Origin of the sequence: Streptomyces sp. A5-4 (genome assembly GCF_051131715.1) — a bacterium.
In the GTDB taxonomy this organism is placed as follows: Bacteria; Actinomycetota; Actinomycetes; order Streptomycetales; family Streptomycetaceae; genus Streptomyces.
In genome coordinates this window covers 2,281,369-2,307,098 of the sequence record NZ_CP178591.1, presented here as the reverse complement: position 1 = coordinate 2,307,098, position 25,730 = coordinate 2,281,369, and the positions used below count along the sequence as shown (strand labels likewise).

The window sequence follows — 25,730 nt, the reverse complement described above, 5'->3', positions numbered from 1 at the left end:
CGGGCCCGGTGGCGGCGCGGTTCGCGCGGATGCCGGGCCTCGCAGGGCGGACCCGGTACGGGGATTCGCTGGGGCGTTTCGCGGTACGCGGTTGAACCGTGTACCGCCCGGCCATCGAATCTGTTCGGCCGGGCGAACGCCGGTGTAACGGTGTGAACCACCGAAATGGAACCCGGGCCAACAAAAGGAAACAGGGGCAGTATAATTCCGCCATTTTCCCGTCGTCCGCCGGTGAACGGGGCAGGATGCGGTCGGCGGACACCCATCCGCCGACCACATCCTGATACCCCTGCCGGCCACGGAGCCGCACCTTCGCCGACCGCCGCCAAGCCCAGCAAAGCCCCCCACGGCCTTCACTGTGCTTTTCCGGTCGCTCCGGTTACGTGCCCGGCTCGGTACAGCATTTCGTTCGGCACAGGGGTGCCGCGATACGTTTCAACTGTGGCTGAAAGACCGTGGTGACGGCCTGTGATGGCATGCATACTCAGTTGCGGGGGGCGATTGCGGATGCAACAGGTGGGGGTTCGGTGCTACGTGTCCATTTCTCCGACGGGGACTTGTCGAGGGTGCGGCTGGCCGCTCGGCCCGACGCGTTATGGGAAACGATTCTCAGCTTTCACCGAATAAGGGACCGGCGCGGCGTGCAGGTCTTCGGAGAATGGCGCGAGGAATCCCGAACACGGTTGAAAGGTGAAACACGACTGCTCGCCGCCGTGGTGCCCACCCGGGGCTATTTCCCGGATTTCCTGACCCCCCGTGAAGGCCTGAACGGCATGGAGACGGGCCTCGAAGCGATACGGGCCACCGCACCCGAGCGGCTGCGTGGCGAACTGGCCCTGCTCGCCAAGGACCGCACGGCCCCGCCCGACCGGCTCGCGCCGCTCGCCGAGGGGCGCAGCAGCGCCGTGGGCCGCCTCAACGGCGCCCTGCGCGGCTACCACCGGGCCGCCGTCGAGCCGTACTGGCCGCACATCCAGGCCCACGTCGAGGCGGACCGGGCGGCCCGCGGCAGGGCCCTGCTGGACGGCGGCGCCGATGAACTCCTCGCCTCGCTCCCGCCGATGCTGCGCTGGCGCCCACCGGTCCTGGAGGCCGACTACCCGGTCGACCGGGACCTGCATCTGGACGGCCGTGGCCTGCTGCTCCAGCCGTCGTTCTTCTGCCGGGGCACGCCCGTGGTCTACCGCGACCCGCGGCTGTCGCCCGTCCTGGTCTACCCGGTGACCCACACCGGGTCCCCCGGCGCGGACACGGACCCGGGCCCGTCCCTCGCCCGGCTGGTCGGCGCCACCCGCTCGGCGGTCCTGGGCGCCATCGGAAGCGGCTGCACCACCAGCGAACTGGCCTGCCGGGCCGGGGTGTCCCTGGCCTCGGCGAGCCAGCACGCCTGCGTGCTGCGCGAGGCGGGCCTCCTTGTCACCCTGCGGCACGGCAACGCCGTGCTGCACTCACTGACCCCGCTGGGCGCCGCCCTGCTGCGGGGCGGCGCCACGGCGGAGGCGGGTTGGGCGAAACCTCGTGAGCGGGCCCGTACGACGCCCCGCGCGGCCGGCCGCTACGCCCGGAACGGGCCCGTCACCTCGTAGGTGATGCCCCCGGACGAACTGCCGCTCGTACCGCGCTGGCTGGAGAAGTACAGGCGCCGCCCGTCCGGGGAGAAGGCCGGCCCGGTGATCTCCGAGCCGGACTGGCCCTCGATCCGCAGGAAGGGCGCCACCACGTCGTCCGGGGTGATCACGCAGATCTCCATGTTGCCGCCGTCCTCCGACACGAACAGGTCGCCGGAGGACGTGCCGGTGACGTTGTCGACGCCGGTGAGCGGGGCGGTGCCGGAGACCAGGGAGTCGTCGTAGGCCAGCTCGATGGTCTGGGCCGCCGCGTTGTACTGCCAGACGCGGTTGTCGCCCTTGGTGGTGAACCAGCACGTGTTGTCGGCGTAGTGGCAGCCCTCGCCGCCCGTGAAGCGCTTGGCGCCCGAGACCTGGTCGCGGGTGGCGGTCGAGGCGCCGCTCGGGTCGGGGACGGTGGCCCAGGTGATGGGCCCGGACGTGCCCGAGCCCATCTTCAGCACCTCAAGACGGCCCGCGGAGAGGTCTCCCCAGCTGGTGGGCGTGAAGCGGTAGAAGCAGCCGTCGGTCGTGTCCTCGGTGAGGTAGATCGTTCTGCGGACGGGGTCGGCCGCGGCGGCCTCGTGCTTGAAGCGGCCCATCGCGTCCCGGCGTACGGCCGCCTTCACGCCCCACGGGTCGGTCTCATAGACGTATCCGCGGTCGACCTCCTCGCAGGACAGCCAGGTGTTCCACGGGGTTTTGCCGCCCGCGCAGTTCTGCCGGGTGGAGGACAGGATGCGGTACGCGCCGGTGATCTCGCCCGTCGAGGCGAAGCGGACCGCGCCCGCACCCCCGGAGGGGTTGATCTCCGAGTTGGAGACGTAGATCCAGCCGGCGCCGTCCGCGTAACAGGCGCCGCCGTCCGGCGCGTTGTGCCAGGTGTACGCGGACGGGCCGACCTTCTGGCCGGAGCGGGCTATCACGCGGCTGCTGAAACCGGCGGGCAGCCGGACGTGGTTGGCATCGGCCGTGAGCAGCGCGCCGTACGGGCCGGCGCCCGGCTGGGCGGGCGCGGCGTAGGCGGCGCCGCGCCAGAGGGTGCCGCCGAAGGCCGCCACCGAGGTGCCGATGACCGCGCCGCGCAGGAAGTTACGACGTTCCATGTCTCACTCCAGGGATGGGGACGGTGAACCCCCGGAATGTAGGAGTCCCGAATTGACGGGACCTCAACAGGGGGTGCCCGGAAGATGTTCAGTCGGGGGCGCGGTCCGCCAGGTGGTCAGTCGTCGATGCCGGACCTCTCCACCCCGGCCACGATCCACCGCTGGAACAGCAGGAAGACCAGCAGCAGCGGAAGGATCGACACCACCGCCGCGAGGAACAGCTCATGCAGGTTGATCACTTGCGCGGTGGTCAGGGTGGACAGCGCCACCTGTACGGTCCAGGCGTCCCGGTCCTGCCCGATCACCAGCGGCCACAGGAAGGAGTTCCAGGCGCCGATGAACACGATCGTCCCGACGGCGGCGAAGACGGGCCGCGAGTTGGGTACGACGATGCGCCAGTACGTACGCCAGTAGCCGAGCCCGTCCACCCGTGCCGCGTCCTCCAACTCCTTGGGGAAGCCCAGGAAATACTGGCGGAAAATGAACGCCGCGAACGCCGAGAACAGCGTCGGGACGATCAGCCCGCGCAGGGTCGAGACCCAGCCGAGCGACGACACCAGTACGAAGCTCGGCACGAACGTGACGGCCGCAGGGACCATCAGCGTGCCGAGGATCGCGTAGAAGACCTGGTCGGCGTACCGGTACGGGATGCGGGCCAGACCGTATCCGGCGAGCGAGGCGAGCAGCAGCGTCCCGAGGGTCGTCGCGACGGCGATCAGCGCGGAGTTGAGGAGCGAGCGCGCCATCGGGACGGCCGGGTCGTCGAAGAGCTCACCGATGTTCGACCACTGGAGCTCGGCCGGGAAGAACGTCCACTGCGGCGAGGTGATGTCCTGCTCGGTGGCCAGACCGTTGCGCAGGAGCAGATAGAACGGGATCAGGAAGAGCGCCGCGAGCACGAGCAGGAGCACGACCCGCAGGGCCCGGCCGGCCCGTAGCAGTGCCTGGTCCATGGGCTCAGTCCCCCTTCCGGCCGAGGCCCAGCCAGCGGGCCTGGAAGAGCGTCACCACGGCGATGATCAGCGCCAGGATCACCGCGCCCGCACTGCCGAGGCCGAGATTCTGCCCCTGTCCGAGCGCCGTGTAGTAGAGGTAGACGAGCGGTGGTCTGGCGTACGGCGGGTAGCCCCGCGCGTCCGACAGCAGGTTGTAGAACTCGTCGAAGGCCTGGAAGGCGTTGATGACGAGCAGCAGCACCACGGCCACCGACGTGGAGCGCAGCAGCGGAACGGTGATGTACCGCAGCACCTGCCAGCCGGGCCGCGCCCCGTCGACAGCCGCCGCCTCGTACAGCTGGGGCGAGATGCGCTGGAGCCCGGCCAGGAAGAGGATCATATAGAAGCCGGCCTGGAGCCACAGCCGTACGGTCACGATGACCAGCCAGTACCAGGGTGGTTGGGTCGTCGAGAGCCAGGCGACCTGCTCCAGGCCGAAGAAGTCCAGGACCGTGTTCGCCAGCCCGAACCGCACCCCGTTGAAGATCGACAACTTCCAGACCAGCGCCGCCACGACGTAGGAACAGGCCGCCGGGAGGAAGAACACGGACCGGAAGAACGCCTGGGCGAAGCGCAGCCGGTTGACCATCAACGCGAGCGCCAGCGACAGGGCGTACGTCGTGGGCACGATGAACGCCGAGAACAGCGCGAAGGTGCCCAGGCTGCTGGTGAAGGCCTCGTCGCCGAGCATCGCCGTGTAGTTGTCGAAGCCGACGAACTCGGTCGGCGAGACGGTGTTGTGCGCGTCGAAGAAGCTCAAGTAGACGCTCCACAGCAGCGGAACGTACGTGAAAAGGGCCAGCCCGAGAGCGAAGGGCCCGACGAAGACCCAGAACCAGAGCGTCCGGTTCTGGGTCCCGAGGGCCTTCGTCTTCGTCACGACTTCTTCTTCCGCACGCGCTGGAGCTCGTCATTCGTCCTGCGTACGACCGACCTGAGCTCGGTGTCGGGGTTCGCGCCGTCCTTGATGATCCGGCTCAGCGCGTCCTGGTACGCCGTCTGGGAGGCGGGCGTCCACAGCAGCGGCTGCGCGTAGCCGCTGTCGGTGGCGAACCGCACGGCGTCGGCCGCCGGGCCGCTCCTGAGCTTCTGTGCCTTCTTCGCGAGGGAGACGCGCGCCGGGATGTGGAAGCCGTACGACAGCGCGAAGTCCTCCTGGAAGTCGCTCTTCTCGATCCAGAGCCACTTCACGAAGGCCTTGGCCGCGTCCCGGTGCTCGCTGCGGGCACTGACGGCCGCGCCGTACGCGCCGACCGGCACCGTGTCCTTGCCCGAACCGCCGTCCTTGGGGAAGGGCAGTACGCCGAAGTCGTCGCCGAGTGCCTTCTGGACTGCGGGCAGGGCCCACAGGCCCGACCACTGCATGGCTGTCAGGCCCTGGATGAAGGCCGACGGGTCCGACCAGTCGGTGGGCGCGCCGAGCAGGAGCGACTTGTCGGCGTACAGCTGGCGGAGCTTTCCGAGGGTGCGGCCGGCGGCCGGGTCGTCGAAACCGACCTTGCCGTCGTTGGTGACGAGGCCGAGCCCGGCGGCGTACAGGGGCGTACCGCCGAGCACGCCCGCGCCGCCGTCGTTGCCGAGGAAGAGTCCCTTGACCTTGTCGCTGGTCAACTCCTTGGCCGCGTCGATCAGTTCGTCGAGGGTGCGGGGCGGCCGGACCTTGGCGTCCGCCAGCATGCTCTTGCGGTAGTAGAGCAGCTGCGTGTCGATGGCCTGCGGGACCGACCACAGCTTCCCGTCGTACGTCTTGGGGGCGAGGACGGCCGGATTGAAGTCGTCGCGCGCCCCGTCGAAGAGCTCGGTGAGGTCGACGACCTGCTTGCCCTGAATCTGGTCCAGGGACGGGCCGTTGACCTCGAAGACGTCCGGTCCCGACGCGGTGAGGAGTGCGGCGGCCGTCTGCTGGTCGTAATTGCCGGGCCGCCACTGGACATCGACCTCGGCCTTGCCGTACGCGGCTGCGTACCGGCGTACGGCCTGCTCGGCGCCGGGCTCGCCGTACTGGTGGTACCACTGCGCCAGAGCGGGCCTCCCGCCCTCAAAACCGCCCTCGTCCCGGCCGGTGTTGGACCCGCACGCGGTGGCCAGTGCCCCGGTGACGGCGAGGCCGGTACCGGCTCCGATGAGCCTTCTGCGGCTGATGGTCATGTGATGCCCCCTGTCGTCGTTCCCCCTGGGCGTTCGAGCGCCGTTGTGCTCCACGGCCCAACGATCAACCATGCGCGGGGATTACGACAGATGGGTTGCGAGTGTGTGTCGCGCCTTTCGGCCGGACAGCCCTCAGGGGGTGTCCAGGTCGTCGAAGACCTGCTGGGCCACGGAGAACGCCGAGTTCGCCGCGGGGACCCCGCAGTAGACGGCCGTCTGGAGCAGGACCTCGCCGATCTCCTCGCGGGTCAGGCCGTTGGTCAGCGCGGCCCGCACATGCAGGGCCAGCTCCGCCTCGTGCCCCTGGGCCACGAGCGCGGTGAGCGTGACGCAGCTGCGGGTACGGCGGTCCAGGGTCCCCTCCGTCCAGATCTCGCCCCACGCGTAGCGGGTGATGAAGTCCTGGAAGCGGGCCGTGAACGGCGTGGTGCGGCTGATCGCGCGCTCCACGTGGGCGCCGCCGAGCACTTGCCTGCGGGTGGCCAGGCCCGCCGCGTGCCGGGTCGCGTCGTCGCGGACCGGGGGCGGCGCGAAGTGCGCGACCAGCGCGGCCGTCACGGGCTGCGGCTTCTCCACGTTGGCCAGATGGGCCGCGCCCGCGACCTCCAGGAGGCCGGCGCCCGGCACGCCGTCGGCGATCTCGCGGGCCAGCGCGGGTGGGGTCGCCGGGTCGTCGCGGCCCGCGACGACCAGGGTCGGCGCGGTGATCGCGGGCAGCGCGCCCCGCAGGTCGTATGCCGCCAGCGCGTCGCAGCAGGCCGCGTAGCCCGCGCGCTCGGTGGCGCGCAGGTCGGCGATGAGGGCCCGCGCCGCCCCCGATGTGGCGAAGGCGGGCGCGAACCAGGTGCCTGGGCGGCTCGCGACCATGGCCCCGGTGCCCTCGGCCCGCACCAGGTCGGCCTTCTCCCGCCACGCCGCCGGGTCGCCGAAGCGGGCTGCGGAGCAGACCACCGCGAGCGCGGAGATCCGCTCCGGGTGGTGCGCGGCCAGGTGCAGCCCCACCGCGCCGCCGAGCGAGATACCGGCGTACGCGAAGGACTCCCAGCCCTGGGCGTCGGCGGCCCGCAGGACGAGCGCCGCCAGGTCGGCGACGGTGGCGGTGCCGTCGTGCGGGAGCAGGGCGGGGTCGGCGGGGGCGCCGCCGTGGCCCGGGAGGTCCCAGCGCAGCACCCGGTGGGTGCGGGTCAGGGGCGCAAGCTGGGGCTCCCAGACGGCCAGCGAGGTGCCGAGGGAGGGGCCCAGGACGAGTGGGGCGCCATCGGTGGGGCCGTCCAGGCGCAGGTGGGGGAGGCGGGCGGCGTCAGGCACGGGGGGCCTCCGGGGTGCGTTCCAGGGCTCGGTCGACCAGGGCCGCCGCGGAGCCGGTGTAGCGGGTGGGGTCGGTGAGTTCGGCGAGTTCGGTCGGTCCGGCGAGTTCGGTCAGTTCGTTCGCCGGGAGCGTGCCGGCGAGCGCCTCGGCCAGCGGGATGCCCTCGGCCGCCGCGCGGCGGGAGGCCGCGGTCAGGAGCTGCTTGGCGCGGGCCCTGCCGAGCCGGGGAGCCAGGGCCGCGGCGATGCGCTCACTGACGATCAGGCCGTGGGTGAGCGCCAGGTTCTCGCGCATCCGGCCCGGGTGGACACGAAGGCCCTCGGCCAGGTCCGCCGCGTGGGCCGCCGCGCCGCCCGCGAGCCGCAGCAGCTCGCGCAGGGGCTGCCACTCGGCGTGCCAGGCGCCCGCAGGGCGTTCGTCCTCGGCGGCGGCCAGCGAGCCGAGGAGCGTGGCGGCCAGGGCGGGGGCCTGCTGGGCGGCGGAGGTGATCAGGGTGGCGTGCACGGGGTTGGACTTGTGGGGCATGGCGGACGACCCGCCGGTGGCTGAGGTGCCCGCGGCGTCCTGGGTGGCTTCGCCGACCTCGGCGATTTCCGTCCGGGCGAGGGTGCGGATGTCCGTGGCGAACTTGCCGAGGGCGACGCAGGTGAAGGCGAGCGCGGTGCCCAGGTCGGTCACCGGGGTGCGGAGTGTGTGCCACGGGAGGGCGGGGGCGGGGAGGGCGAGTTCCTTGGCGTAGGCGGTGACGAGGGCCAAGGGGGAGGTGGCCGGGGCGCCCCCCGCGACGGGCTGTTCCGGGCCCCGCTCGCGCGGGCCGGTGGGTGCGGCGAATCCGGCCAGGGTGCCTGCCGCGCCGCCGAGTTGGGCCGGCAGGCGCAGGGCCCGCAGGCGGTCCCGGGCGTCCAGGGCCAGGCTCCGCCAGCCCGCCGCCTTGAGGCCGAAGGTGGTCGGGACCGCGTGCTGGGTCAGGGTGCGGCCCGGCATCGGGGTGTCCCGGTGCTCCACCGCCAGGAGGGCCAGTGCCTGCGCGGTGCGGGCCAGGTCCGCCGAGATGAGGGGGAGCGTGCGCGTCGCCACCAGCATCATCGCCGTGTCGATGATGTCCTGGCTGGTCGCGCCCCGGTGCACGTACTCGCCCGCCTCCTCGCCCGCCGCCGCCGTCAGGTCGGCCACCAGGGGGATCACCGGGTTGCCGCCCTGCCTGGCCCGCAGCGCCAGGTCGCGTACGTCGAAGCGGTCGGCCCTCGCCACCGTCGCCACCGCGTCGGCGGCCCACTCCGGGCCCTGCGCCCGGGTCAGGGCGGCCTCCGCGTCGAGCATCGCCTGGAGCAGAGCGCGGTCGCAGGTCGCGGCTTCCGCCGCCGTTCCCGCCCGTACGGGCGAGAGGAGGCCCTGGTCGAGGTGGCCGGCGTCGGGCGCGGTCGTGCCGAGCGAAGCCGGATCAGGCGAAGTCAAGGAAGACCGTCTCTCCCTCGCCCTGGAGGCGGATGTCGAAGCGGTGGGTGCGGTGCGGTTCGGGCTGTGCGATCAGTGTCGCCCGGCGCTCGGGCTCCAGCGAGGCGAGCAGGGCGTCGGGGGCCGTGGAGAGATACGCGCGGGTGAAGAGGTGGTGGGTCAGGCCGCGCGCGAACACGCACAGGCTGATGTACGGGATCGCGGGTGCTCCCGGGGGAAGGGTGCGCAGCGTGTAGTGGCCGTCCGGGTCGGTCGCAACCCGGCCGAAGCCGGTGAAGCCGACGCCGTTGCGGCGCATCGACCCGGGCTCCCCGGCCGACGAACCGTCCGGGGCCGCCTGCCAGAACTCCACGATCGCGTCCGGCACCGGCGCCCCCTCGCCGTCGTACACGTACCCGTGCAGGGTGAACGCGTCCGGGTGGCCGGGCGGGGCGACGTCCCCGCCGCCGGGGAACGGCAGCGCGTGGCCGTAGAAGGGGCCGATCGTGTGAGAGGGGGTGGGGGACAGCGGCTTCATGAGCGGCCTTCCTCGATCCAGGTCGCGGACGGCCCGTCCAGGACGATGTCCCAGCGGTAACCGAGCGACCATTCGGGGCGGGAGAGCGTCGGGTCGTACGCCGCGACCAGCCGGGCGCGCGCCGCGTCGTCCGTCACCGACCGGAGGATCGGGTCGTAGGCGCAGAGCGGGTCGCCGGGGAAGTACATCTGGGTGACCAGGCGCTGGGTGAAGGCCTCGCCGAAGAGCGAGAAGTGGATGTGGGCGGGCCGCCACGCGTTCGCGTGATTGCGCCACGGGTAGGCGCCCGGCTTGATGGTGGTGAAGGCGTACGAGCCGTCCTGGCCCGTCAGCGCCCGCCCGACGCCGGTGAAGTGGGGGTCGAGCGGCGCGGGGTGCTGGTCGCGGGGGTGCGCGTAGCGGCCGGACGCGTTGGCCTGCCAGACCTCGACGAGCTGGCCGCGTACCGGCCGGCCCGCGGTGTCCAGCAGCCTGCCCGAGACGGTGATGCGCTCGCCGAGCGGCTCGCCCGGGTGCCCGCGGGTCAGGTCGCTGTCGAGCTCCGCGACGTCGGTGTGGCCGAAGACGGGCCCGGAGAGCTCGACCGACTCCGGGTCCCCGGTGACGGCGACCAGCGGCTGCTTCGGGTGGCGCAGCACGCTGCTGCGGTACGGCGGGAAGTCACGCGGTGGATGGTGCCCGCCGGGCGCGCCCCCGGCGGGCATCCGCGCCTGTATCAGGGCGAGCTCGTCGTCGATGTCGGACTGAGTGGGCTGGGTGGGCTGGGTGCTCTGAGTGGTTTGGGTGCTCTGGGCGGACGACATCAGGTTCTCCCCTTCATGTTCTTCCCTCAACGCTCTTCCTTTCCAGCCGACTTGAGGGCACGCAGCGCGGTGAGTTCCTCGACGGTCGGGGGCTGGGTAACGCCCACGTTCCGCGCACTCCGCAGCTCCCAGCCGGTGGCGGCCCGTACCTGCTCGACGGTGACACCGGGATGCAGCTCGGTGAGAACCAGTTCGGCGGTGGCCGGGTCGGGGCGCAGGATGCCGAGATCGGTGATGACGGCGACCGGGCCCGCGCCGGGCATGCCCAGCTTCTCGCGGTCGCCGGGGCCCGAGCCGTGGCCGATGGTGGTCACGAAGTCCAGCTTCGGTACGAAGCCGCGGGTGGAGTGCCGCAGCACCATCAGCACCTTGCCGCAGTTGGACGCGATCTCGGGCGCGCCACCCGCACCCGGCAGACGACCCTCCGGCTTCCCCGGGCCGCGGTCCACCACCGTCGTATTGATGTTGGCGAAGCGGTCGACCTGCGCGGCGCCGAGGAAGCCGACGTCGATCCGGCCGCCCTGCAGCCAGTAGTTGAACATCTCGGGGACGGGAATGACGGCGTCCGCGGTCTCGGCCAGCTCGCCGTCACCGATGGACAGCGGCAGCCGGGTCGGTTTGGACCCGATCGTGCCGGACTCGTAGATCAGCACGAGGTCCCGATTGACCGTGGCGCGGGCGAGGTTGGCCGCGGTGGATGGCAGACCGATGCCGACGAAGCAGGTCCGCGCCCCGGCGAGGGCGCGGGCCGCGTTGACCTCCATCAACTCGTCCCGGCTGAAGGGTGAATGGGGAGTACCGCTCATCGGACCGCCGTGCCTTCCGCAGGGGCGTGTACGTGTGTCTCGATCCAGCGGGTGAAGGTGTCGCGGTCCCGGGCGATCGAATCCCACTGCTGGTAGAAGCCGTTGTCACGCACCGAGTACCCGGAGGCGTACGAGGGATGGGCGCCGCCGGGCACCGGCGCGACCGCGTCCAGGACCCAAGTCGGCAGGACGACGCAGCCGGGCCGCGGCGTCAGCTCGTCGACGATCTCCTCGACCGTGACCAGCACCCGGTCGGCGGCCAGCGCGGCCTCCTTCTGGACGCCGGTCAGGCCCCACAGCTGGACATTGCCCCGGCGGTCGGCCTGTTGGGCGTGGATGACCGTGACGTCCGGGTTGAGCGCGGCGACGGCGGCCAGCTCCTCGCCGGTGAAGGGGCAGGAGACGGTGGAGACCGTGTCCGTGTGGGTGGCGATCCCGGAGCCGCGGTAGCCGCGCAGCACGGCGAAGGGCAGCCGCGAGGCCCCCGCGACGTAACGGTTGGCCATGCCGGCGTGGCTGTGCTCGTCCAGCTCCAGGGGGCGGGGCCAGCCGTTCTCGACGGCGTCGCGGAAGCGGTGCAGTGAGCCGACGCCGGGGTTGCCGCCCCAGGAGAAGATCAGCTTCTTGACCAGACCGGCGCCGATCAGCTGGTCGTAGATGACGTCGGGCGTCATCCGGGCGAGAGTCAGATCGGTGATGCCCTGACGGAGCACCTCGTGCGCCGCGGCGTACGGAATCAGATGGGTAAAGCCCTCCATCGCGACGGTGTCCCCGTCGTGGACGAGGTCCGCCACGGCTTCGTGCAGGCTGCGTATCTCGGCCATCATCACTCCGCTAATTGCTCAGTGTGCTGACTAATACTCGGTCGAGGCCGTACGCTTCCATCCAGTTGGGTTGAGGTCAATAGCTCAGTATACAGAGCATCTACCGCAGGAGGCTGATCCCGCATGGCCGCGGTCGATCTGAGCACCCACCCCGGGCACCTGGCCCGCCGGTTGCAGCAGGCGCACACGCTGCTGTGGACCACGATGGTCTCGGAGGAGACCACGTCGCCGCAGTTCGCGGTGCTCAACGCGCTGATCGGGAAGCCGGACATCGACCAGCGCACTCTTGGCGAGCACGTTCACCTGGACCGTTCGACGATCGCCGATGTGGTGGCCCGGCTAGCCGGGCGGGGCCTGCTGGAGCGGGTGCGTGATCCGCTCGACGGCAGGCGCAATGTCCTGAAGCTGACGGACGCGGGCACCCGGGCGCACCGCAAGCTGGTCACCAGGACGGCCCGGATGAACCAGGTGTTTCTCGCCCCCCTGGCCGAGGACGAGCGGGAGACGCTGCTGCGGCTGATCGGGCGGGTCACGGACGCGGCGGAGGAGCTGCGGGGGTGAGGGCCGGCGACGGAGGCCGGTGAGGGGCTCAGGAGGTGAGGCCCGCAAACGTCACGCCGGTGGCCTGCTCGGACGCGGACCACAGCCGCTCGCCCGCCACGTCGTTGAGCGTCCACGGCGCCCGCCACGACCTGGTGGGCGCGCCCCGCCAGCCCTGGAGCCTCGGCCCGGTGAACGAGTCGGGACGTACGCCGGGGGCGGTCGCCGCGTACAGGCTGGGCAGGGCGCCCCCTTCGGCGGACTGCGCCACGATCCGGTTGCCGAACTCAATGATCCGCTCGGCCGCCCTGCGGCCCTCCATCCGTACGCCCGCGGTCTGCAGATTGGTACGGGCGTAGCCGGGCTGCGCCGCCGCCGCGACGATGTCGGAGCCGATCGCGTCGAGCCGGCGCGCCAACTCGTGGATGAAGAGCAGATTCGCCGACTTGGAGCGGCCGTACGCCACCCAGCGGCGGTATTTGCGCTCGCTGTTGAGGTCGCCCATGTCGATGTTGGCGAGCGCGTGCAGACCGCTGGAGACCGTCACGACGCGGGCGCCGGGCGTCCGGAGCAGGTGCGGGAGCAGCAGCCCGGTGAGGGCGAAGTGCCCGAGGTGGTTGACACCGAACTGCGTCTCGAAGCCGTCGGCCGTGCGTCCGTAGGGCAGGGCCATGACACCCGCGTTGTTGACGAGCAGGTCGAGACCGTCGTCCGGGTGGGCGCCTGCGAAGTCCCGCGCGAAGTCCCGTACGGAGGACAGGTCCGCCAGATCCAGCGGCATGAACGTGAGCTGTGCGTCGGGTACGTCGGCCAGGATGTCCGCCGCGGCCTTCTCGCCGCGGGCCTCGCTGCGGCACGCGAGAATCACGCGCGCGCCGCGGCGGGCCAGCTCCCGTGCCGTGACCAGTCCGATGCCGCTGTTGGAGCCGGTCACCACGGCCGTACGGCCGCTCTGGTCGGGGATGTCGCTCGCGTTCCAGCCGGAGATCATGGGTCCAGCCTACGACCGCACCGCCCGTCAGGCGGAAGTCCCGCCGTCGATCACCAGATCGGTACCGACGACGGACGCGGCGTCCGACGAGGCCAGGTAGAGCACCGCCGCGGCGACCTCCTCGGCCGTGGACACCCGGCCGAGCGGCGACTCCTCCTTCATCCGGACGGCGCGCTCGGCGTCGCTCTCGCCGGGCCGCAGCGACATGGTGGTGGCCGAGGCGCCGGGGCTCACGGCGTTGATCCGGACGCCGTCGTGGATGTGGTCGAGGGCGGCTGCGCGGGTGAGGGCGGAGACGGCGGCCTTGGACGCCGCATAGCCCGCGACGCCCGGAATGCGCAGGTGGGCGCCGAGGTTGGAAGAGATGTTGACGATCGTGCCGCCGCCGTCCTGGACACGCATCCGGTCGATCTCTGCCTGCATGGAGAGCAGTACGCCCGTCACATTGACGTCGAGGAGGACGCGCCAGTCGGCCTCGGACAGCTCGGCGACGGGGCTGCCACCGCGGAAGACGCCGGCGTTGTTGACGGCGACATCGAGGCCGCCGAAGTGCTCGACGGTCCGGTTGACGAGGGCCCGTACGTCCTCCGGGCGGGTGACGTCCGCGGTGATCGCGATCGCGGCGCCGCCCGCCTCGGTGGCCAGTGCGACGGTTTCGTCCAGGGGCGCGGCGCCGCGCCCGGAGGCGATCACCTGGGCGCCCTCGGCGGCGAAGGCGAGCGCGATGGCTCGGCCGAGGCCGGAGCCCGCGCCGGTGACGAGGACGGTCTTGCCGATGAAACGAGCGGTCGTGGTCATGGCAGTGACTCCTTGGCAAGATGCTCAATAATTCTGGAATGATCGGTCTGTTATGAAGGTGTGAATAAGGCGCCCGAAGGCGCCAGTGGCTCGGGTGGCTCAGGGGGAGGTGGGTGTGGAACGGGTGGTCGTGGAGCGCGCGCGGCGGCGGCTCAGGCCGGTAGGTCCAGCAGGGTCAGTGCCTGCTCGGTCGCGTCCCGCACCCTCGCCGGGTCGCTGGACGCTTTGCCCACGATCCGCAGGCCCTGCATCAGGACGAGCAGCATCCGCGCGAGTGCCTGCGGATCGCGGCCCGGAGGCAGCTCGCCCTGAGCCCGGGCCCGCACCAGCGCCGAGTGCAGCAGGGTCTCCAGGTGCTCCCAGTTCACCTCGACCCGGCGGGCGGCGTCGCTGTCGTGCGGGCCCAGCTCGGCCGCCGTGTTGGTGATGAAGCAGCCGTTCAGCCGCTGGTGTTCGGACGTCGACTCGGCGGCGAAGCGGCGCAGCACGGTCCGCACGGCCGGCAGTGCGGGGCCCGGCTGGGACAGCTCGTCGAGCAGATCCGGGTTACGGACCTCGGCGTACCGGTCGAGAGCCTTGAGGTAGAGCTCGTGCTTATTGCCGAAGGTGGCGTAGATGCTGGCCCGGCCGATGCCGAGGTGCTCGACGAGGTCCGCCATCGATGTCGCCTCGTAACCGCGCCGCCAGAACAGCTCCAGGGCTGCCTGCAGCGCGGCGTCGGGGTCGAATTCCTTGGTCCTGGCCACATGAGTGACCGTAGTTGATTACGGAACGAACGGTCAAGTAAGGGCTGGGGTCCGCTCGGTCAGTCGGACCCGGAACGTCCCGACGGACACCGAGTCGTCGTCCAGGCAGCGTCCCGTCGTCAGATCGAAGCGCTGTTTGAGGAGGGGGGAGGCGACGAACGGGCTGCCGTCGCTGGTGCCGAGGAGCCCGCGGGAGAGGACGTACGCGCCGGAGAAGGGGTCGCGGTTGTCGATCGCGTACGGGGTGCCCGCGCGGTCCAGGAAGACCGCGACCTGGCGGCCGTCGGGCAGCAGCGCCGCGACCCCGCGGCCGGGAGTCAGACCGGACAGCGCGCAGAGCGTCAACCAGCCCTCGGTGGTGGCGATTTCGAGGTCCAGGTCCAGGTCCGGGTCCATGTCGAGTGCGAGCTCCACGTCCAGGGCGAGTCCGATTTCGAGGTCGGGTCCGAGGTCCGGTTCGGTGTTCGTCACGCGGGTGTCCCTTCGAGGGTACGGATGGCTAGCACCGGGCCCGCCAGGAGAGGTGCCGGGTCCGGCTTGACCTGGTCGCGCTCCGGAATGAACGCCACGGAAGGATCGGGCGACTCGGGGGCGTTGACGAAGGAGACGAAGCGGCGCAGGCGCTCCGGGTCGTTGAGGGTCTCGGCCCACTCGTCGCGATAGCCGGTCACATGCGCGGCCATCAGCGATTCGAGCTCCGCGCACAGCCCCAGCGAGTCGTGCACGACGACGTCCCGCACGTGCTCCAGGCCGCCCTCGATCCGCTCCAGCCACGCCGAGGTCCGCTCCAGGCGGTCGGCGGTGCGGATGTAGAACATCAGGAACCGGTCGATCAGGCGCACCAGTTCGGCGTCGGACAGGTCCTGGGCGAGCAGGTCGGCGTGGCGCGGGTCGGCGCCGCCGTTGCCGCCGACGTACAGATTCCAGCCGTTCGCGGTGGCGATGATGCCGAAGTCCTTGCCGCGCGCCTCCGCGCACTCGCGCGCGCAGCCCGAGACGGCCGACTTGAGCTTGTGCGGCGAGCGCAGGCCCCGGTAGCGCAGCTCCAGGTCGATGGCCATCTTCACGGAGTCCTGCACGCCGTAGCGGCACCAGCTCTGTCCCACGCACGACTTGACCGTGCGCAGCGACTTTCCGTAGGCGTGCCCCGACTCGAAGCCCGCGTCGACCAGCCGCGCCCAGATCGCCGGGAGCTGGTCCACCCGGGCGCCGAACAGGTCGATGCGCTGCCCGCCGGTGATCTTCGTATAGAGGCCGAAGTCCCGTCCCACCTCGCCGATCACGATGAGCTTCTCCGGGGTGATCTCGCCGCCGGGGATGCGCGGCACGATCGAGTACGAACCGTTGCGCTGGATGTTCGCCAGGAAGTGGTCGTTGGTGTCCTGGAGGGCGGCCTGCTCGCCGTCGAGGATGTATCCGTCCACGTTGATGGTCGGGGCCAGGCTGGCCAGGATCGACGCGACGGTGGGCTTGCAGACCTCACAGCCGTCGCCGCCCTGTGCCTCCACGCGCGCGTGGCTGTCGAGGAGCTGTGCGTAGGAGGTGATGCGCAGCGTGCGGACGATCTCGTACAGCTCGCTGCGCGTGTGGGCGAAGCAGCCGCAGAGCCCCTTGCTGCCCTCGGTCTCGGGCAGCAGCTGTCCGATGAGCTTGACGCAACTGCCGCAGCCCGTACCCGCCTTCGTGCACTTCTTCACTTCCGGAACGGTGGTGCATCCGGAGGCGTGGATGGCGCCCTTGGTGACGTTGTGGCAGCTGCAGATGACGGCCTCGTCGGGCAGCGCGGACGGGCCGAGGGCGGCGGGCGCGCCGGCGCCCGCCGGCAGGACCAGCGACTCGGGTGCGACGGGCGGCACTGTGCCGGTGAGGGGGCGCAGCATGGCGTAGGTGTCGGCGTCGCCGACCAGGACGCCGCCGAGCAGGACGCCGTCGGGGCTGACGACGAGCTTCTTGTAGACACCGGAGCGCGAGTCCGAGTACACGACGTCCAGGCAGCCTTCGGCGGCGCCGTGCGCGTCGCCGAAGGACGCGACGTCCACGCCGAGGAGCTTGAGCTTGGTGGACAGGTCGGCGCCGGTGAAGGCCCGTTCGCGGCCCGCTATGGTCTCGGCCGCCGTCTCGGCCATCTCGTAGCCGGGCGCCACCAGGCCGTACACCCGGCCGTCCGCCGCCAGCGCGCATTCGCCGATCGCGAAGACGGTTGGGTCGGAGGTGCGGCACTGCTCGTCGACGGTGATGCCGCCGCGCTCGCCCACGGTGAGACCGCAGTCGCGGGCGAGCTGGTCCCGTGGGCGTACACCCGCGGAGAAGACCACCAGGTCGGTGGCGAGCGCGGAGCCGTCGGAGAGCTTCATGCCGGTCACCGCGCCGCGTTCGTCGCAGGTCACCTCCTGGGTGCCCACGCCCGCGTGGACGCTCAGACCCATGCCCTCGATGGTGCGCAGCAGGGCTGCGCCGCCGCCCTCGTCGATCTGGACGGGCATCAGGCGGGGCGCGAACTCCACGATGTGGGTGGTCAGTCCGAGCCCCTTGAGCGCACCCGCCGCTTCGAGCCCGAGTAGCCCGCCGCCGACCACCGCTCCGGTCTTCGAGGTCTTCGCGTACTCCTCGATCGCCAGCAGGTCCTCGATGGTGCGGTAGACGAAGCAGCCCTCCGCGTCCTTGCCGGGGACGGGCGGCACGAAGGGGTACGAGCCGGTGGCGAGGACCAGCGTGTCGTACGTGAACGTGCGCCCGGCGCGCGAGGTGACCGTGCGCGCCGCCCGGTCGATGGTGTGCGCCGGGTCGTCCAGGTGCAGCTCGATCCCGTGGGCGTCCATGAAATCGGGCGCGGCCAGAGTGAGGTCGTCGGGGGTTTTGCCGTCGAAGTACGAGGTCAGCCGGACGCGGTCGTACGCGGGGCGCGGCTCCTCGCACAGCACGACGATCCGCGCGCGCCCGGTGACTCCCCGCTCGGCGAGGGCCTCCAGGAATCGCTGGCCGACCATCCCGTGGCCGACGACCACGATCGTGGGTGTGGGCATCTCAGGAGCCTCCAAGCAGGTGGAACAGGGGAGAGGAGGGGAGCGGCTCGTCGCCCTCCCAGGTACGGGCGAGCTCGCCGACGGCGCCGAGATCGCCGAGCAGGATTCCGCCGATCAGCCTGTCCCCGCGGACGACGACCTTGCGGTACGCGCCTCGGGTGGCATCGGTGAGGCGGACGACGTCGTCGCCGGGGAGCGGGGTCGTCACGCCGAAGGTGGCGAGGTCGAGGGGGCCGTGACCGTTCAGGGTGAGGCGGGTCAGGGCGCGGGTGCCGGTGTAGCGGGGGCCGCTGTCGGTGCCCGTGTCGGTGCCGCCCGACGCCTGCGGGTGCCGGGCGGGTGGGCCGGGCCGCCCGGCCGCTCCGGCTCCTGTGCCGGGAGCCTCGCTGGGGGCGCGGGTGGCCGGTGCGCCGGTGGCCGGTGCGCCGGCCATGGGTGCGTCCTTCAGCAGTGCGGCCAGGACGTCCGCCTGGTCCAGCGCCGGGCCCGCGAGGCCGTACACCGTGCCGTTGTGCTCGGCGCAGTCGCCGACCGCGCGGATGTGCGGATCCGAAGTGCGCAGTTGATCGTCCACGACGATGCCACGCCGTACGTCGAGACCGGCGGCCTGCGCGAGACCGACCCTGGGGCGTACCCCGCAGGCGAGGACGACGAGTTCGGCCGCGAGCTCGTAGCCGTCGGCGAGCTCCACCGCCCGTACCGCCCCGCCGTCGGAGTGCAGACCGCGAACCCGGCACTCCGTGTGGACCTCCACGCCCAGCGCCTCGATGTGGTCGCGCAGCAGGGCGGAGGCCGCAGGGTCCAGCTGGCGTTCCATCAGGCGCTCGCCCTGCTGGGCCAGCACCACCCGGGCGCCGCGTGCCGCGAGGGCGCGGGCTGCCGAGACGCCGAGGAGGCCGCCGCCGATGACCACGGCGCGGGTGCCTTCGCGGACGGCGGCACCGAGCGCCAGGCAGTCGTCCATGGTGCGGAAAGGGTGCACGCCGGCCGGGAGTTCGCGCGGGGGGAGACCGCGCAGGGGCGGCAGTACGGGGTTCGAGCCGGTGGCCAGGACCAGGGTCGAGTACGGCACGACACTGCCGTCGTCGCACTGCACGACGCGGTCTGCGCGGTCGATGCGCACAACCCGTACCCCGCGCCGCACCTCCGAGGACGGCAGCGCGGCGACCTCCGGCCCGTACCGGCCGGCAAGGACCTCGGCGAGCAGCACTCGGTTGTACGGGGCGTGCGTCTCCTCGCCGATGACCGTCGCGCCCGGCAGCTGCCGGGCGAGCCGGGCGCCCGCCATGCCGCCGCCTATCACCACGATGTCCGAACTCATGACCTCAGAGTGCGGACCGGGTGTTACCCGGCCGCATCCCGCCCGTTTCCCCCGCGGAACGCTGTCCTCAGCGTAGAGGGCCGCAGTCTGTGAGGTGCGGGACACGGGACCTGACCCTTTGCGGTACGGGAAACCGGACCTCATCGGGTGCGGTGCGGGAAACCGGACCTCATCGGGTGGGGTGTGGGAAACCGAACCTCAGGGATCCGTGCGGGCACGATCGATCCGCGCCTGTGTGCCCGGGAGTCTGGACGCATGGAAATCACGCAGAAGCCAGTCACGGCCGCAGGTGCGCGCAAGGGTGCCAGTGCCGGTGCCGGTGCCGGTGCCGGTGCCGGTGGGGGGTCGGGTCCAGGCACGGGCACCGCCGCGGTCATGCCTCGCCGCGCCGGCCGGACGGCTCGGACAGCGTCGACAGCCCGGATGGCCGATCGTACGAAGGCGATCCTCCGGGAGCCGTTCCGCGCCGAGACCTGGCGCCGTACGGCGTACGTCGTGCTCGCCCTCCCCATCGGCCTCCTGTGCATACCGCTCGCCCTGTTCGGCGGCCCCGCCGCCCGTATCCAGCGCGGACTCGCCCGCCGCCTGCTCGGCCTGGAGACCGTGGCGCCGGCCCGGACGGGTCCGCTCGCCCTGGCGCACGCGCTGGTCAGCGCCCCGCTCAACGTGGTGGCCGCCACCATCACGCTCTTCTTCTGGATGGTCGTGGTGATCAACATCGGCTATCCGCTGCGGCCCGACAACAACTACGCACAGTCCTGGGGAGGGCCCACACTGGCCGGAGCCTGGGCCGTGCACGCCATCGGCGGCGGGCTGGGCTTCCTGCTCCTCACGCCGTGGGTCGTCAAGGGTTTCAACAAGCTCCAGGCACGGCTGATATCCGGCTTCCTCGGCGCGGGCCGCACCGGTCTCCTGCGGAGCACCGGCTTCGCGCTCGCCGTGGCCGCCATCTGCGTTCCGCTCTCCGTCCCCGTCATCCACCAGCTCTGAGCCAGTTCTCAGTCGGTGTCTAAGTTGGTGTCCATGAGCCGCTTCCGTGCCTGCGCAGCCGCGTTCCTCTACGCGGTCCTCGCCCTGCCCCTCGCCCTGACGGGCGCGGTCCTGGTGGTCATCGGCCTGCTGGCCGGAGTGGTGCTCTCCGTGACGGCGATCGGGCCGTGGCTGCTGGCCCTGACCGTGCGCGGCGCCCTCGCGCTCGGGACGCTCCAGCGCGGCCTCGCCCAAGTTCTGCTGGGGCTGCGCATCGGGCCGCCGGTGCGGCGCGACACTACTGGTGCGTTCGGCTGGCGGCGGGTCGTCCTCGGCGACCGGGCGCCGGGTGGCGGGCCGTGGGCGGGGCGCTCGTCGCACCGCTGACCGCCGTACCGCCGCTGCTCGCGGCGTTCGTCGGGTATCTGGAGGGGCTCCGGCTGGCCCTCAACCCGCTCATCAAGCAGTGGAACTACCTGACCGTCCACGAGGCCGACGGCACCGTGCGGCACGTGGGAATTCAGATCGGGGGCATCGAATTCGACTCCTGGCCGCGCATGCTGGTGCCCACCGTGGCCGGCCTGCTGCTGCTCGCCGTCGCCCCCTGGCTCGTACGGCGCGCGCTCGTCCCGCATCGCATTCTGCTGCGGACCCTCAATGGTCCCAACGCCGCCGACCGGCGCATCCGCACCCTGGAGGAGACCCGTGCGCAGGCCGTCGACGACGCCGCGGCGACGTTGCGCCGCATCGAGCGCGACCTGCACGACGGCACCCAGGCCCGCCTCGTCGGGCTCGGTATGCACCTCACGATCATCCGTGAACTGATCACCACCGAAGCGGACCGTGACCGTCTCCTCGCCGTCGTGGAAACGGCCCAGGGCAATGCGAAGGCGGCCGTCGGCGAGCTGCGCCACCTGGTCAAGGGCATCCACCCGCCGATACTCGACAACGGCCTGGACACGGCCCTCGCCACCCTCGCCGCCGACAGCCCGCTGTCCGTTCCGCTCACCACCGACATCGCGGAGCGACCCGCGCCCGCCATAGAATCCATCGCCTACTTCTGCGCCGCCGAGCTCCTCGCCAACGCGGTCAAGCACAGCGGCGCGACCCGCGCGGCCCTGGGCGTCACCGTCAGGGACGGCGCGCTGAGGCTCGCGGTGCGGGACAACGGGCGCGGGGGAGCGGTCGTCGGAGCGGGCAGCGGACTGACCGGCCTGCTCGCCCGGGTGCGTACCGTCGACGGGACGCTCACCTGCAGCAGCCCGCCGGGAGGGCCTACGGTTGTCGCTGTTGTACTCCCCTACCGATAGAGGACGTTGAGGTCGTGCCGCCGCTGCGTGTTGTCATCGCCGAGGACTCCGCGCTGCTGCGCGACGGGCTCGTTCAGCTCCTCACCCTGCGCGGTGTGGAGGTCGTGGCGGCCGTGTGTGACGCCGTCGCGCTGCTGGCCGCCGTCGCGGAGCACGGCCCGGACGCCGCCGTGATCGACATCCGGCTGCCGCCCACCCAGACCGACGAGGGCCTGCGCGCCGCGGTGGAGCTGCGGCGTACCAGGCCCGGCGTGGGCGTGCTGATCCTCTCCCAGTACGTCGAAACGAAGTACGCCGCGCAGCTGCTGGGGGAGAGCGGGGCCGGCGTCGGCTACCTGCTCAAGGAACGGGTCGTGGACATCGGCGAGTTCGTCGACGCGCTGGAGCGGGTCGCGGCGGGCGGCACGGCGCTCGACCCGGAAGTGGTGGCCCAGCTGTTCGGCGCGAGCAGGCGGGTATCGGCGCTTGACGCGCTCACGCCCCGCGAGCGGGAGGTGTTGGGGCTGATGGCCCAGGGGCGTACGAACCAATCCATCGCGGAGTCGTTCGTCGTCTCGGAGCGGGCGGTCGAGAAGCACATCGCGAACATCTTCACCAAGCTCGACCTGCCGCCGTCGGACGGCGGCAACCGGCGGGTGCTCGCGGTCCTGCGCCACCTGGAGACAGAGGCCTGAGGCGGCCGGCCCGCAGGGATTTGCCCGCTGAGACTTAATGACCGGTCAGCCGATCCTCAAGGCGGCCTTAAGGATCAAACGAGCCGCGCTGACCAGCGTTTTCGGGACCGCGGCTGCGCCTACTTTGGCGCTCGTGACAATCGAGGCCACCGACCCGCAGACCTACCGGCAGAGTCAGCCGCCGCCCCCGCGGCCCGACGCGTACCCGGCGCTGTCGGCATACCTGTCGCGGCCGAAGGCCACTTCCCGCGCAGCCGCAGTTCCCCCCGCCCCCGCAGTTCCCCCCGCACCTATAGCCCCACCGGTACCGGTACCCACGGCCCACGCCGCAGCCCACGCTCCGGCCCGACCTCAGGATCCCGAGCCCCGACGCGAGTCCGACCGGGACGCGACCCAGGCCCCCGACCGGGACGCGACCCGGGGCGCCGGTCCCGCCGCGCCACGTCCCGCGCCCTTCGCCGTTGCACGGAGCGTCCCGCCGCTGTGTGTCTCGCCCGGAGCACTGCGGGCCGGGGTTGTCGGCGGGGCCGGGCTGGTGGCGGGCATGTGGGGTGTGCAGGCCGAGCCGTCGGCGCGCCTCGACGTGCTGTTCGCGAGCGGGGCCCACCTCACCGGGCTACTCGCCGGGTACGGCGTACTGGTCATGCTGCTGCTCATGGCCCGTGTCCCGGCCGTGGAGCACGGCGTCGGCGCGGACCAACTCGCCCGCTGGCACGCGCTCGGCGGACGCCACGTTCTCTCCCTCTGCCTGGGCCACGGTGTCCTCGCCCTGTGCGGGCACGCCGCGCACACCGGCACCGATCTGCTGGCCGCCGCCCATGACCTGCTCGGATACGGCGGGATCGCCGCCGCCACTGCCGGTACGGGCCTGCTCATCGCCGTCGGCGTGACCTCCGCCCGCGCAGTGCGCCGACGCGTGCGCCACGAGACCTGGCGGGCCGTCCACCTGCTCACCTACCTCGGTGCCGGGCTCGGCTTCGCGCATCAACTTGTCGGGCCCGATGTCGCGGGCAGTGTGCTCACGCTGTGGCTGTGGGCGATGCTGCACGCCACGGTCGCGGTCCTGTTGCTCTGGTACCGGGGCATCGTGCCCGTACGCCAGGCCCTGCGGCACAGCCTGCGTGTGCTCGAAGTGCGGACCGAAGGGCCCGGTGTGGTCTCGGTCGTCATGCAGGGCATCGGGCTCGACGGGCTGCGGGCCGAGCCGGGGCAGTTCTTCCGGTGGCGTTTCATGCAGCGCAGGATCTGGCACACCGCGCTGCCGTTCTCGCTGTCCGCACCGGTGCGGGGTGACACCCTGCGGATCACCGTCAAAGCGGCCGGTGACCACACCCGCCGCATCCGCCGACTCAGGCCGGGCACCCGCGTCCTGGCAACCGGGCCGTTCGGGTCGATGACCGCCCACCGGCGCACCCGGCGCAAGGTGCTGCTCCTCGCGGGCGGCGTCGGGATCACCCCGATGCGGGCGCTCTTCGAGACGCTGCCGGGCGGGCCCGGCGACATCACGCTCCTCTACCGGGCCAACAACGCGGGGCAGTTGGTGCTCAAGGAAGAACTGGAGGAGATCGCCGCGCGGCGGCAGGCCGGGCTGCACTATCTCCTCGGCCAGTCCGACGCCGCCTTCGACCCGCTCGCCCCGCAGGCACTGCGCGATCTCGTCCCCGACATCGCCGACCACGACGTCTACCTGTGCGGCCCGCCCGGTATGTCGGAGGTCAGCAGGGCCGCCCTGAGCAGGGCCGGCGTACCCAACGAACGCATCCACTCCGAACACTTCAGCTTCTGAGCCGAGAGCCAACAGCTCGGCATCCGCATCACGAAATCAAGGACCAGTGCCCTGTAAATGGCTCGACACCGCAGACCTCATCGCGCGGCCCCCGTCCCCACGGGCCGCGCCCGTATCCAGCTGGCAGGGAGCCTGTTCGGCGCGAGTGCGCTCGCCGCGACGCTCCTCGCGGGCGCCGTCGAACCGGCCGCGCCGCCGGCCCCCGACCGGCCCGCGTCCACAGGTACTCAGGCCGAGGCGAGGCGCAGCACCAGCGCGGCGCCGGCCAGCACCATGATGACGATCACCGGTGCCACCTCGAAGTCGCGCGCCCGGAGGTGAGTGATGAGGGCGCCGACGAAGTAGAGGACGACACCGATCGCGGCGGCCACCCCGATCGGCACCACGAAGAGTCCGATCAGGAGGCCTATGGCGCCGGCGGCCTTGAGGGTGGCGAGGCGTGGGAGCCAGGAATCCGGCACCCCGAGTTTCATCATGTTGCTGACGATCGGCTCCTTTCGGCTGAACGTGAAGGTGGCGGAGGCGGTGAGGGCGGCGGCGAGCAGACCGGCGACGACGGCGTAGGCGATGAACATGATTCCTCCAGCGATGGATGCGTGTAAATCGTTGAACACCAACAATGATTTGCCCATGCCCATAATGGGCGCTCTGTTACCGTGTTGTTATGACAAGCAAGGGCGCCGGGACGCCGCTGGACCGCCTCGGGTTTCTCCTCGCGCGGCACGGCGCGATCACCGATACGCGGATCAGGCACGCGCTCGGTGTCGCCGGACAGACCCCCCGGCACGCGATGACGCTCATGTACCTCGACGCGGGCCCGATGAGCCAGCAGACGCTCATCGAGCGGCTGGAGGTCGACCCGAGCCAGCTGGTGGGCATCCTCAACGACCTGGAGCGCGACGAGCTGGCCCAGCGCCGCCGCGACCCCGCCGACCGGCGCCGCCACATCGTGGAGATGACCCCCGCCGGGGCCGCGGCGCTGCGGTTGATGAACAAGGCGCTGGACGAGGTCGAGCGGGCGCTGTTCGCGGACCTGTCGGAGTGCGACCGGAAATCCCTGCGCGATCTGCTGGGCCGGATCAGGACGCCCGCCGACCACTACGAGTGCTGAGGGCCGTTGTAGGGGTGGGGTAGGGGCTGGATCACGATCCGTCGGCCCATAGAGTCGCGATCATGCCCGAGATATCGCTGACCGTTCTCATCCTTCTGTGCCTCGCCGCAGCCGCGGCCGGCTGGATCGACGCGGTGGTCGGCGGCGGCGGGCTACTGCTCCTGCCGGCGCTGTTGCTGAGCCTGCCCCACGTGCCCGCCGCGCACATCCTGGGCACCAACAAGGCAGTGGCCATCGTCGGCACATCGGGCGCCGCGGTGACCTACGTCCGCAAGGCGCCGGTCCAGGTGGGGACGGCGGTACGGATCGGCCTCACGGCCCTCGCGGGCTCCATGTGCGGCGCGTTCTTCGCCGCCGGGATCAGCAGCGCCGTACTGCGCCCGGTGATCATGGTGGCGCTGCTCGCCGTCGGGGCGTTCGTGATGCTGCGACCGGCCTTCGGGCGCAATGAGGCCGAGGATACGGCCCCGGTCACCCGGGCCCGTATCGTCACCGCGATCGTGCTCGTCGGCGGCGGCATCGGCTTCTACGACGGGCTCTTCGGCCCCGGCACCGGCACCTTCCTGGTGCTCGCGCTGACCGCCGTACTCCACCTCGACCTGGTCACCGCCTCCGCGACCGCCAAGATCGTCAACGTCTGCACCAACGCGGGCGCCCTCGCGATGTTCGCGTACCAGGGGACGGTGCTGTGGCAGCTGGGCGCGCTGCTGGCCGTGTTCAACCTGGCGGGCGCGATGGCCGGGGCGCGGATGGCGCTGAGGAAGGGCAGCGAGTTCGTGCGCGGGGTGCTGCTGGTGGTCGTCTTCTCGCTGGTCGCGAAGCTCGCCTTCGACCAGTGGTCCGTCTGAGGTCACTCGGCGGTCGACCGGTCACCGTGGCCCGCTCGCCCGG

At 71.6% G+C, this 25,730-nt stretch carries 26 protein-coding genes; 9 read left to right on the top strand and 17 right to left on the bottom strand.

What is annotated here, in order from left to right; genetic code table 11:
- Positions 1–527 precede the first annotated feature (527 nt).
- Positions 528–1,586, top strand: coding sequence for an ArsR/SmtB family transcription factor (locus ACLLJJ_RS10625; protein WP_434589280.1), 1,059 nt, complete (start codon positions 528–530; stop codon positions 1,584–1,586).
- Here ACLLJJ_RS10625 and ACLLJJ_RS10620 read toward each other — a convergent pair.
- The 10 genes from ACLLJJ_RS10620 to ACLLJJ_RS10575 form a co-directional block, all read right to left on the bottom strand.
- Entirely contained in the window at positions 1,556–2,713 is a 1,158-nt protein-coding gene (locus ACLLJJ_RS10620; RefSeq protein WP_434589278.1) for an alkaline phosphatase PhoX, read from the bottom strand. The two genes, ACLLJJ_RS10625 and ACLLJJ_RS10620, sit on opposite strands and share 31 nt — an antisense overlap.
- Positions 2,714–2,829: 116 nt before the next feature.
- Positions 2,830–3,666, bottom strand: a complete 837-nt coding sequence (locus tag ACLLJJ_RS10615; protein WP_434589276.1) for a carbohydrate ABC transporter permease — start codon at positions 3,664–3,666, stop codon at positions 2,830–2,832.
- A gap of 4 nt (positions 3,667–3,670) precedes the next feature.
- Complete coding sequence (locus tag ACLLJJ_RS10610; protein WP_434589274.1) at positions 3,671–4,588, bottom strand: carbohydrate ABC transporter permease; 918 nt, start codon at positions 4,586–4,588, stop codon at positions 3,671–3,673.
- The gene (locus ACLLJJ_RS10605) at positions 4,585–5,856 is read right to left on the bottom strand and encodes an ABC transporter substrate-binding protein (protein WP_434589272.1); all 1,272 of its coding nucleotides are present in this window, start codon (positions 5,854–5,856) and stop codon (positions 4,585–4,587) included. The genes ACLLJJ_RS10610 and ACLLJJ_RS10605 overlap by 4 nt, the downstream gene beginning before the upstream one ends.
- 132 nt (positions 5,857–5,988) lie before the next feature.
- Complete coding sequence (pcaDC, locus tag ACLLJJ_RS10600; RefSeq protein ID WP_434589270.1) at positions 5,989–7,164, bottom strand: bifunctional 3-oxoadipate enol-lactonase/4-carboxymuconolactone decarboxylase PcaDC; 1,176 nt, start codon at positions 7,162–7,164, stop codon at positions 5,989–5,991.
- Positions 7,157–8,620, bottom strand: coding sequence for a 3-carboxy-cis,cis-muconate cycloisomerase (gene pcaB / locus ACLLJJ_RS10595; RefSeq protein ID WP_434589268.1), 1,464 nt, complete (start codon positions 8,618–8,620; stop codon positions 7,157–7,159). The genes pcaDC and pcaB overlap by 8 nt, the downstream gene beginning before the upstream one ends.
- Entirely contained in the window at positions 8,607–9,137 is a 531-nt protein-coding gene (gene pcaG / locus ACLLJJ_RS10590; protein ID WP_434589266.1) for a protocatechuate 3,4-dioxygenase subunit alpha, read from the bottom strand. Before pcaG ends, pcaB begins: the two co-directional genes overlap by 14 nt.
- Positions 9,134–9,841: a protocatechuate 3,4-dioxygenase subunit beta gene (pcaH, locus tag ACLLJJ_RS10585; RefSeq protein WP_434600370.1), complete on the bottom strand. Its 708-nt coding sequence runs from the start codon at positions 9,839–9,841 to the stop codon at positions 9,134–9,136. Before pcaH ends, pcaG begins: the two co-directional genes overlap by 4 nt.
- Before the next feature lie 125 nt (positions 9,842–9,966).
- Positions 9,967–10,746, bottom strand: a complete 780-nt coding sequence (locus ACLLJJ_RS10580; protein WP_434589264.1) for a CoA-transferase subunit beta — start codon at positions 10,744–10,746, stop codon at positions 9,967–9,969.
- A complete protein-coding gene (locus ACLLJJ_RS10575) occupies positions 10,743–11,570 on the bottom strand; it encodes a CoA transferase subunit A (RefSeq protein ID WP_434589262.1) in 828 nt (275 codons plus the stop codon). Before ACLLJJ_RS10575 ends, ACLLJJ_RS10580 begins: the two co-directional genes overlap by 4 nt.
- Before the next feature lie 123 nt (positions 11,571–11,693).
- Between ACLLJJ_RS10575 and ACLLJJ_RS10570 the strand changes: the two genes are divergently transcribed.
- Complete coding sequence (locus tag ACLLJJ_RS10570; RefSeq protein ID WP_434589260.1) at positions 11,694–12,131, top strand: MarR family winged helix-turn-helix transcriptional regulator; 438 nt, start codon at positions 11,694–11,696, stop codon at positions 12,129–12,131.
- Between the two features lie 28 nt (positions 12,132–12,159).
- Here the strand turns inward: ACLLJJ_RS10570 and ACLLJJ_RS10565 are convergent, their stop codons facing one another.
- The 6 genes from ACLLJJ_RS10565 to ACLLJJ_RS10540 all read right to left on the bottom strand — a co-directional run bounded on the left by ACLLJJ_RS10565 (position 12,160) and on the right by ACLLJJ_RS10540 (position 18,989).
- Positions 12,160–13,101, bottom strand: coding sequence for an oxidoreductase (locus tag ACLLJJ_RS10565; protein WP_434589258.1), 942 nt, complete (start codon positions 13,099–13,101; stop codon positions 12,160–12,162).
- Between the two features lie 27 nt (positions 13,102–13,128).
- Complete coding sequence (locus ACLLJJ_RS10560) at positions 13,129–13,899, bottom strand: SDR family NAD(P)-dependent oxidoreductase (RefSeq protein WP_434589256.1); 771 nt, start codon at positions 13,897–13,899, stop codon at positions 13,129–13,131.
- A 152-nt stretch (positions 13,900–14,051) separates the two neighbouring features.
- Positions 14,052–14,645, bottom strand: a complete 594-nt coding sequence (locus ACLLJJ_RS10555) for a TetR/AcrR family transcriptional regulator (RefSeq protein WP_434589254.1) — start codon at positions 14,643–14,645, stop codon at positions 14,052–14,054.
- Positions 14,646–14,678: 33 nt separating this feature from the next.
- Positions 14,679–15,041 carry a nitrite reductase small subunit NirD gene (gene nirD, locus ACLLJJ_RS10550; RefSeq protein ID WP_434600369.1) on the bottom strand — a complete coding sequence of 121 codons (363 nt, stop codon included), beginning with the start codon at positions 15,039–15,041 and terminating at the stop codon, positions 14,679–14,681.
- Between the two features lie 71 nt (positions 15,042–15,112).
- Positions 15,113–17,668, bottom strand: coding sequence for a nitrite reductase large subunit NirB (gene nirB, locus ACLLJJ_RS10545; RefSeq protein ID WP_434589252.1), 2,556 nt, complete (start codon positions 17,666–17,668; stop codon positions 15,113–15,115).
- Position 17,669: 1 nt separating this feature from the next.
- Positions 17,670–18,989 (bottom strand): NAD(P)/FAD-dependent oxidoreductase, encoded by a 1,320-nt coding sequence (locus ACLLJJ_RS10540; protein ID WP_434589250.1) that lies wholly within the window; start codon positions 18,987–18,989, stop codon positions 17,670–17,672.
- A gap of 423 nt (positions 18,990–19,412) precedes the next feature.
- On the opposite strand from ACLLJJ_RS10540, the gene ACLLJJ_RS10535 reads away from it, so the two are divergent.
- From ACLLJJ_RS10535 to ACLLJJ_RS10515, 5 genes are all read left to right on the top strand, one after another.
- Positions 19,413–19,979 carry a hypothetical protein gene (locus ACLLJJ_RS10535; RefSeq protein ID WP_434589249.1) on the top strand — a complete coding sequence of 189 codons (567 nt, stop codon included), beginning with the start codon at positions 19,413–19,415 and terminating at the stop codon, positions 19,977–19,979.
- A gap of 33 nt (positions 19,980–20,012) precedes the next feature.
- The gene (locus ACLLJJ_RS10530; RefSeq protein ID WP_434589247.1) at positions 20,013–20,345 is read left to right on the top strand and encodes a sensor domain-containing protein; all 333 of its coding nucleotides are present in this window, start codon (positions 20,013–20,015) and stop codon (positions 20,343–20,345) included.
- On the top strand, positions 20,318–21,268 hold the full coding sequence (locus tag ACLLJJ_RS10525) for a sensor histidine kinase (protein ID WP_434589245.1): 951 nt from the start codon (positions 20,318–20,320) through the stop codon (positions 21,266–21,268). Before ACLLJJ_RS10530 ends, ACLLJJ_RS10525 begins: the two co-directional genes overlap by 28 nt.
- A 23-nt stretch (positions 21,269–21,291) precedes the next feature.
- The gene (locus tag ACLLJJ_RS10520; RefSeq protein ID WP_434600368.1) at positions 21,292–21,942 is read left to right on the top strand and encodes a LuxR C-terminal-related transcriptional regulator; all 651 of its coding nucleotides are present in this window, start codon (positions 21,292–21,294) and stop codon (positions 21,940–21,942) included.
- 133 nt (positions 21,943–22,075) lie between these two features.
- Positions 22,076–23,728: a ferredoxin reductase family protein gene (locus ACLLJJ_RS10515; RefSeq protein WP_434589243.1), complete on the top strand. Its 1,653-nt coding sequence runs from the start codon at positions 22,076–22,078 to the stop codon at positions 23,726–23,728.
- Between the two features lie 227 nt (positions 23,729–23,955).
- On the opposite strand, the gene ACLLJJ_RS10510 is transcribed toward ACLLJJ_RS10515, so the two are convergent.
- Positions 23,956–24,303, bottom strand: a complete 348-nt coding sequence (locus ACLLJJ_RS10510; RefSeq protein ID WP_434589241.1) for a DoxX family protein — start codon at positions 24,301–24,303, stop codon at positions 23,956–23,958.
- 89 nt (positions 24,304–24,392) lie between these two features.
- Here ACLLJJ_RS10510 and ACLLJJ_RS10505 point away from each other — a divergent pair, with 89 nt between their 5' ends.
- Entirely contained in the window at positions 24,393–24,839 is a 447-nt protein-coding gene (locus ACLLJJ_RS10505) for a MarR family winged helix-turn-helix transcriptional regulator (RefSeq protein ID WP_434589239.1), read from the top strand.
- A 62-nt stretch (positions 24,840–24,901) separates the two neighbouring features.
- Positions 24,902–25,687, top strand: coding sequence for a sulfite exporter TauE/SafE family protein (locus ACLLJJ_RS10500; protein ID WP_434589237.1), 786 nt, complete (start codon positions 24,902–24,904; stop codon positions 25,685–25,687).
- Positions 25,688–25,730 lie beyond the last annotated feature (43 nt).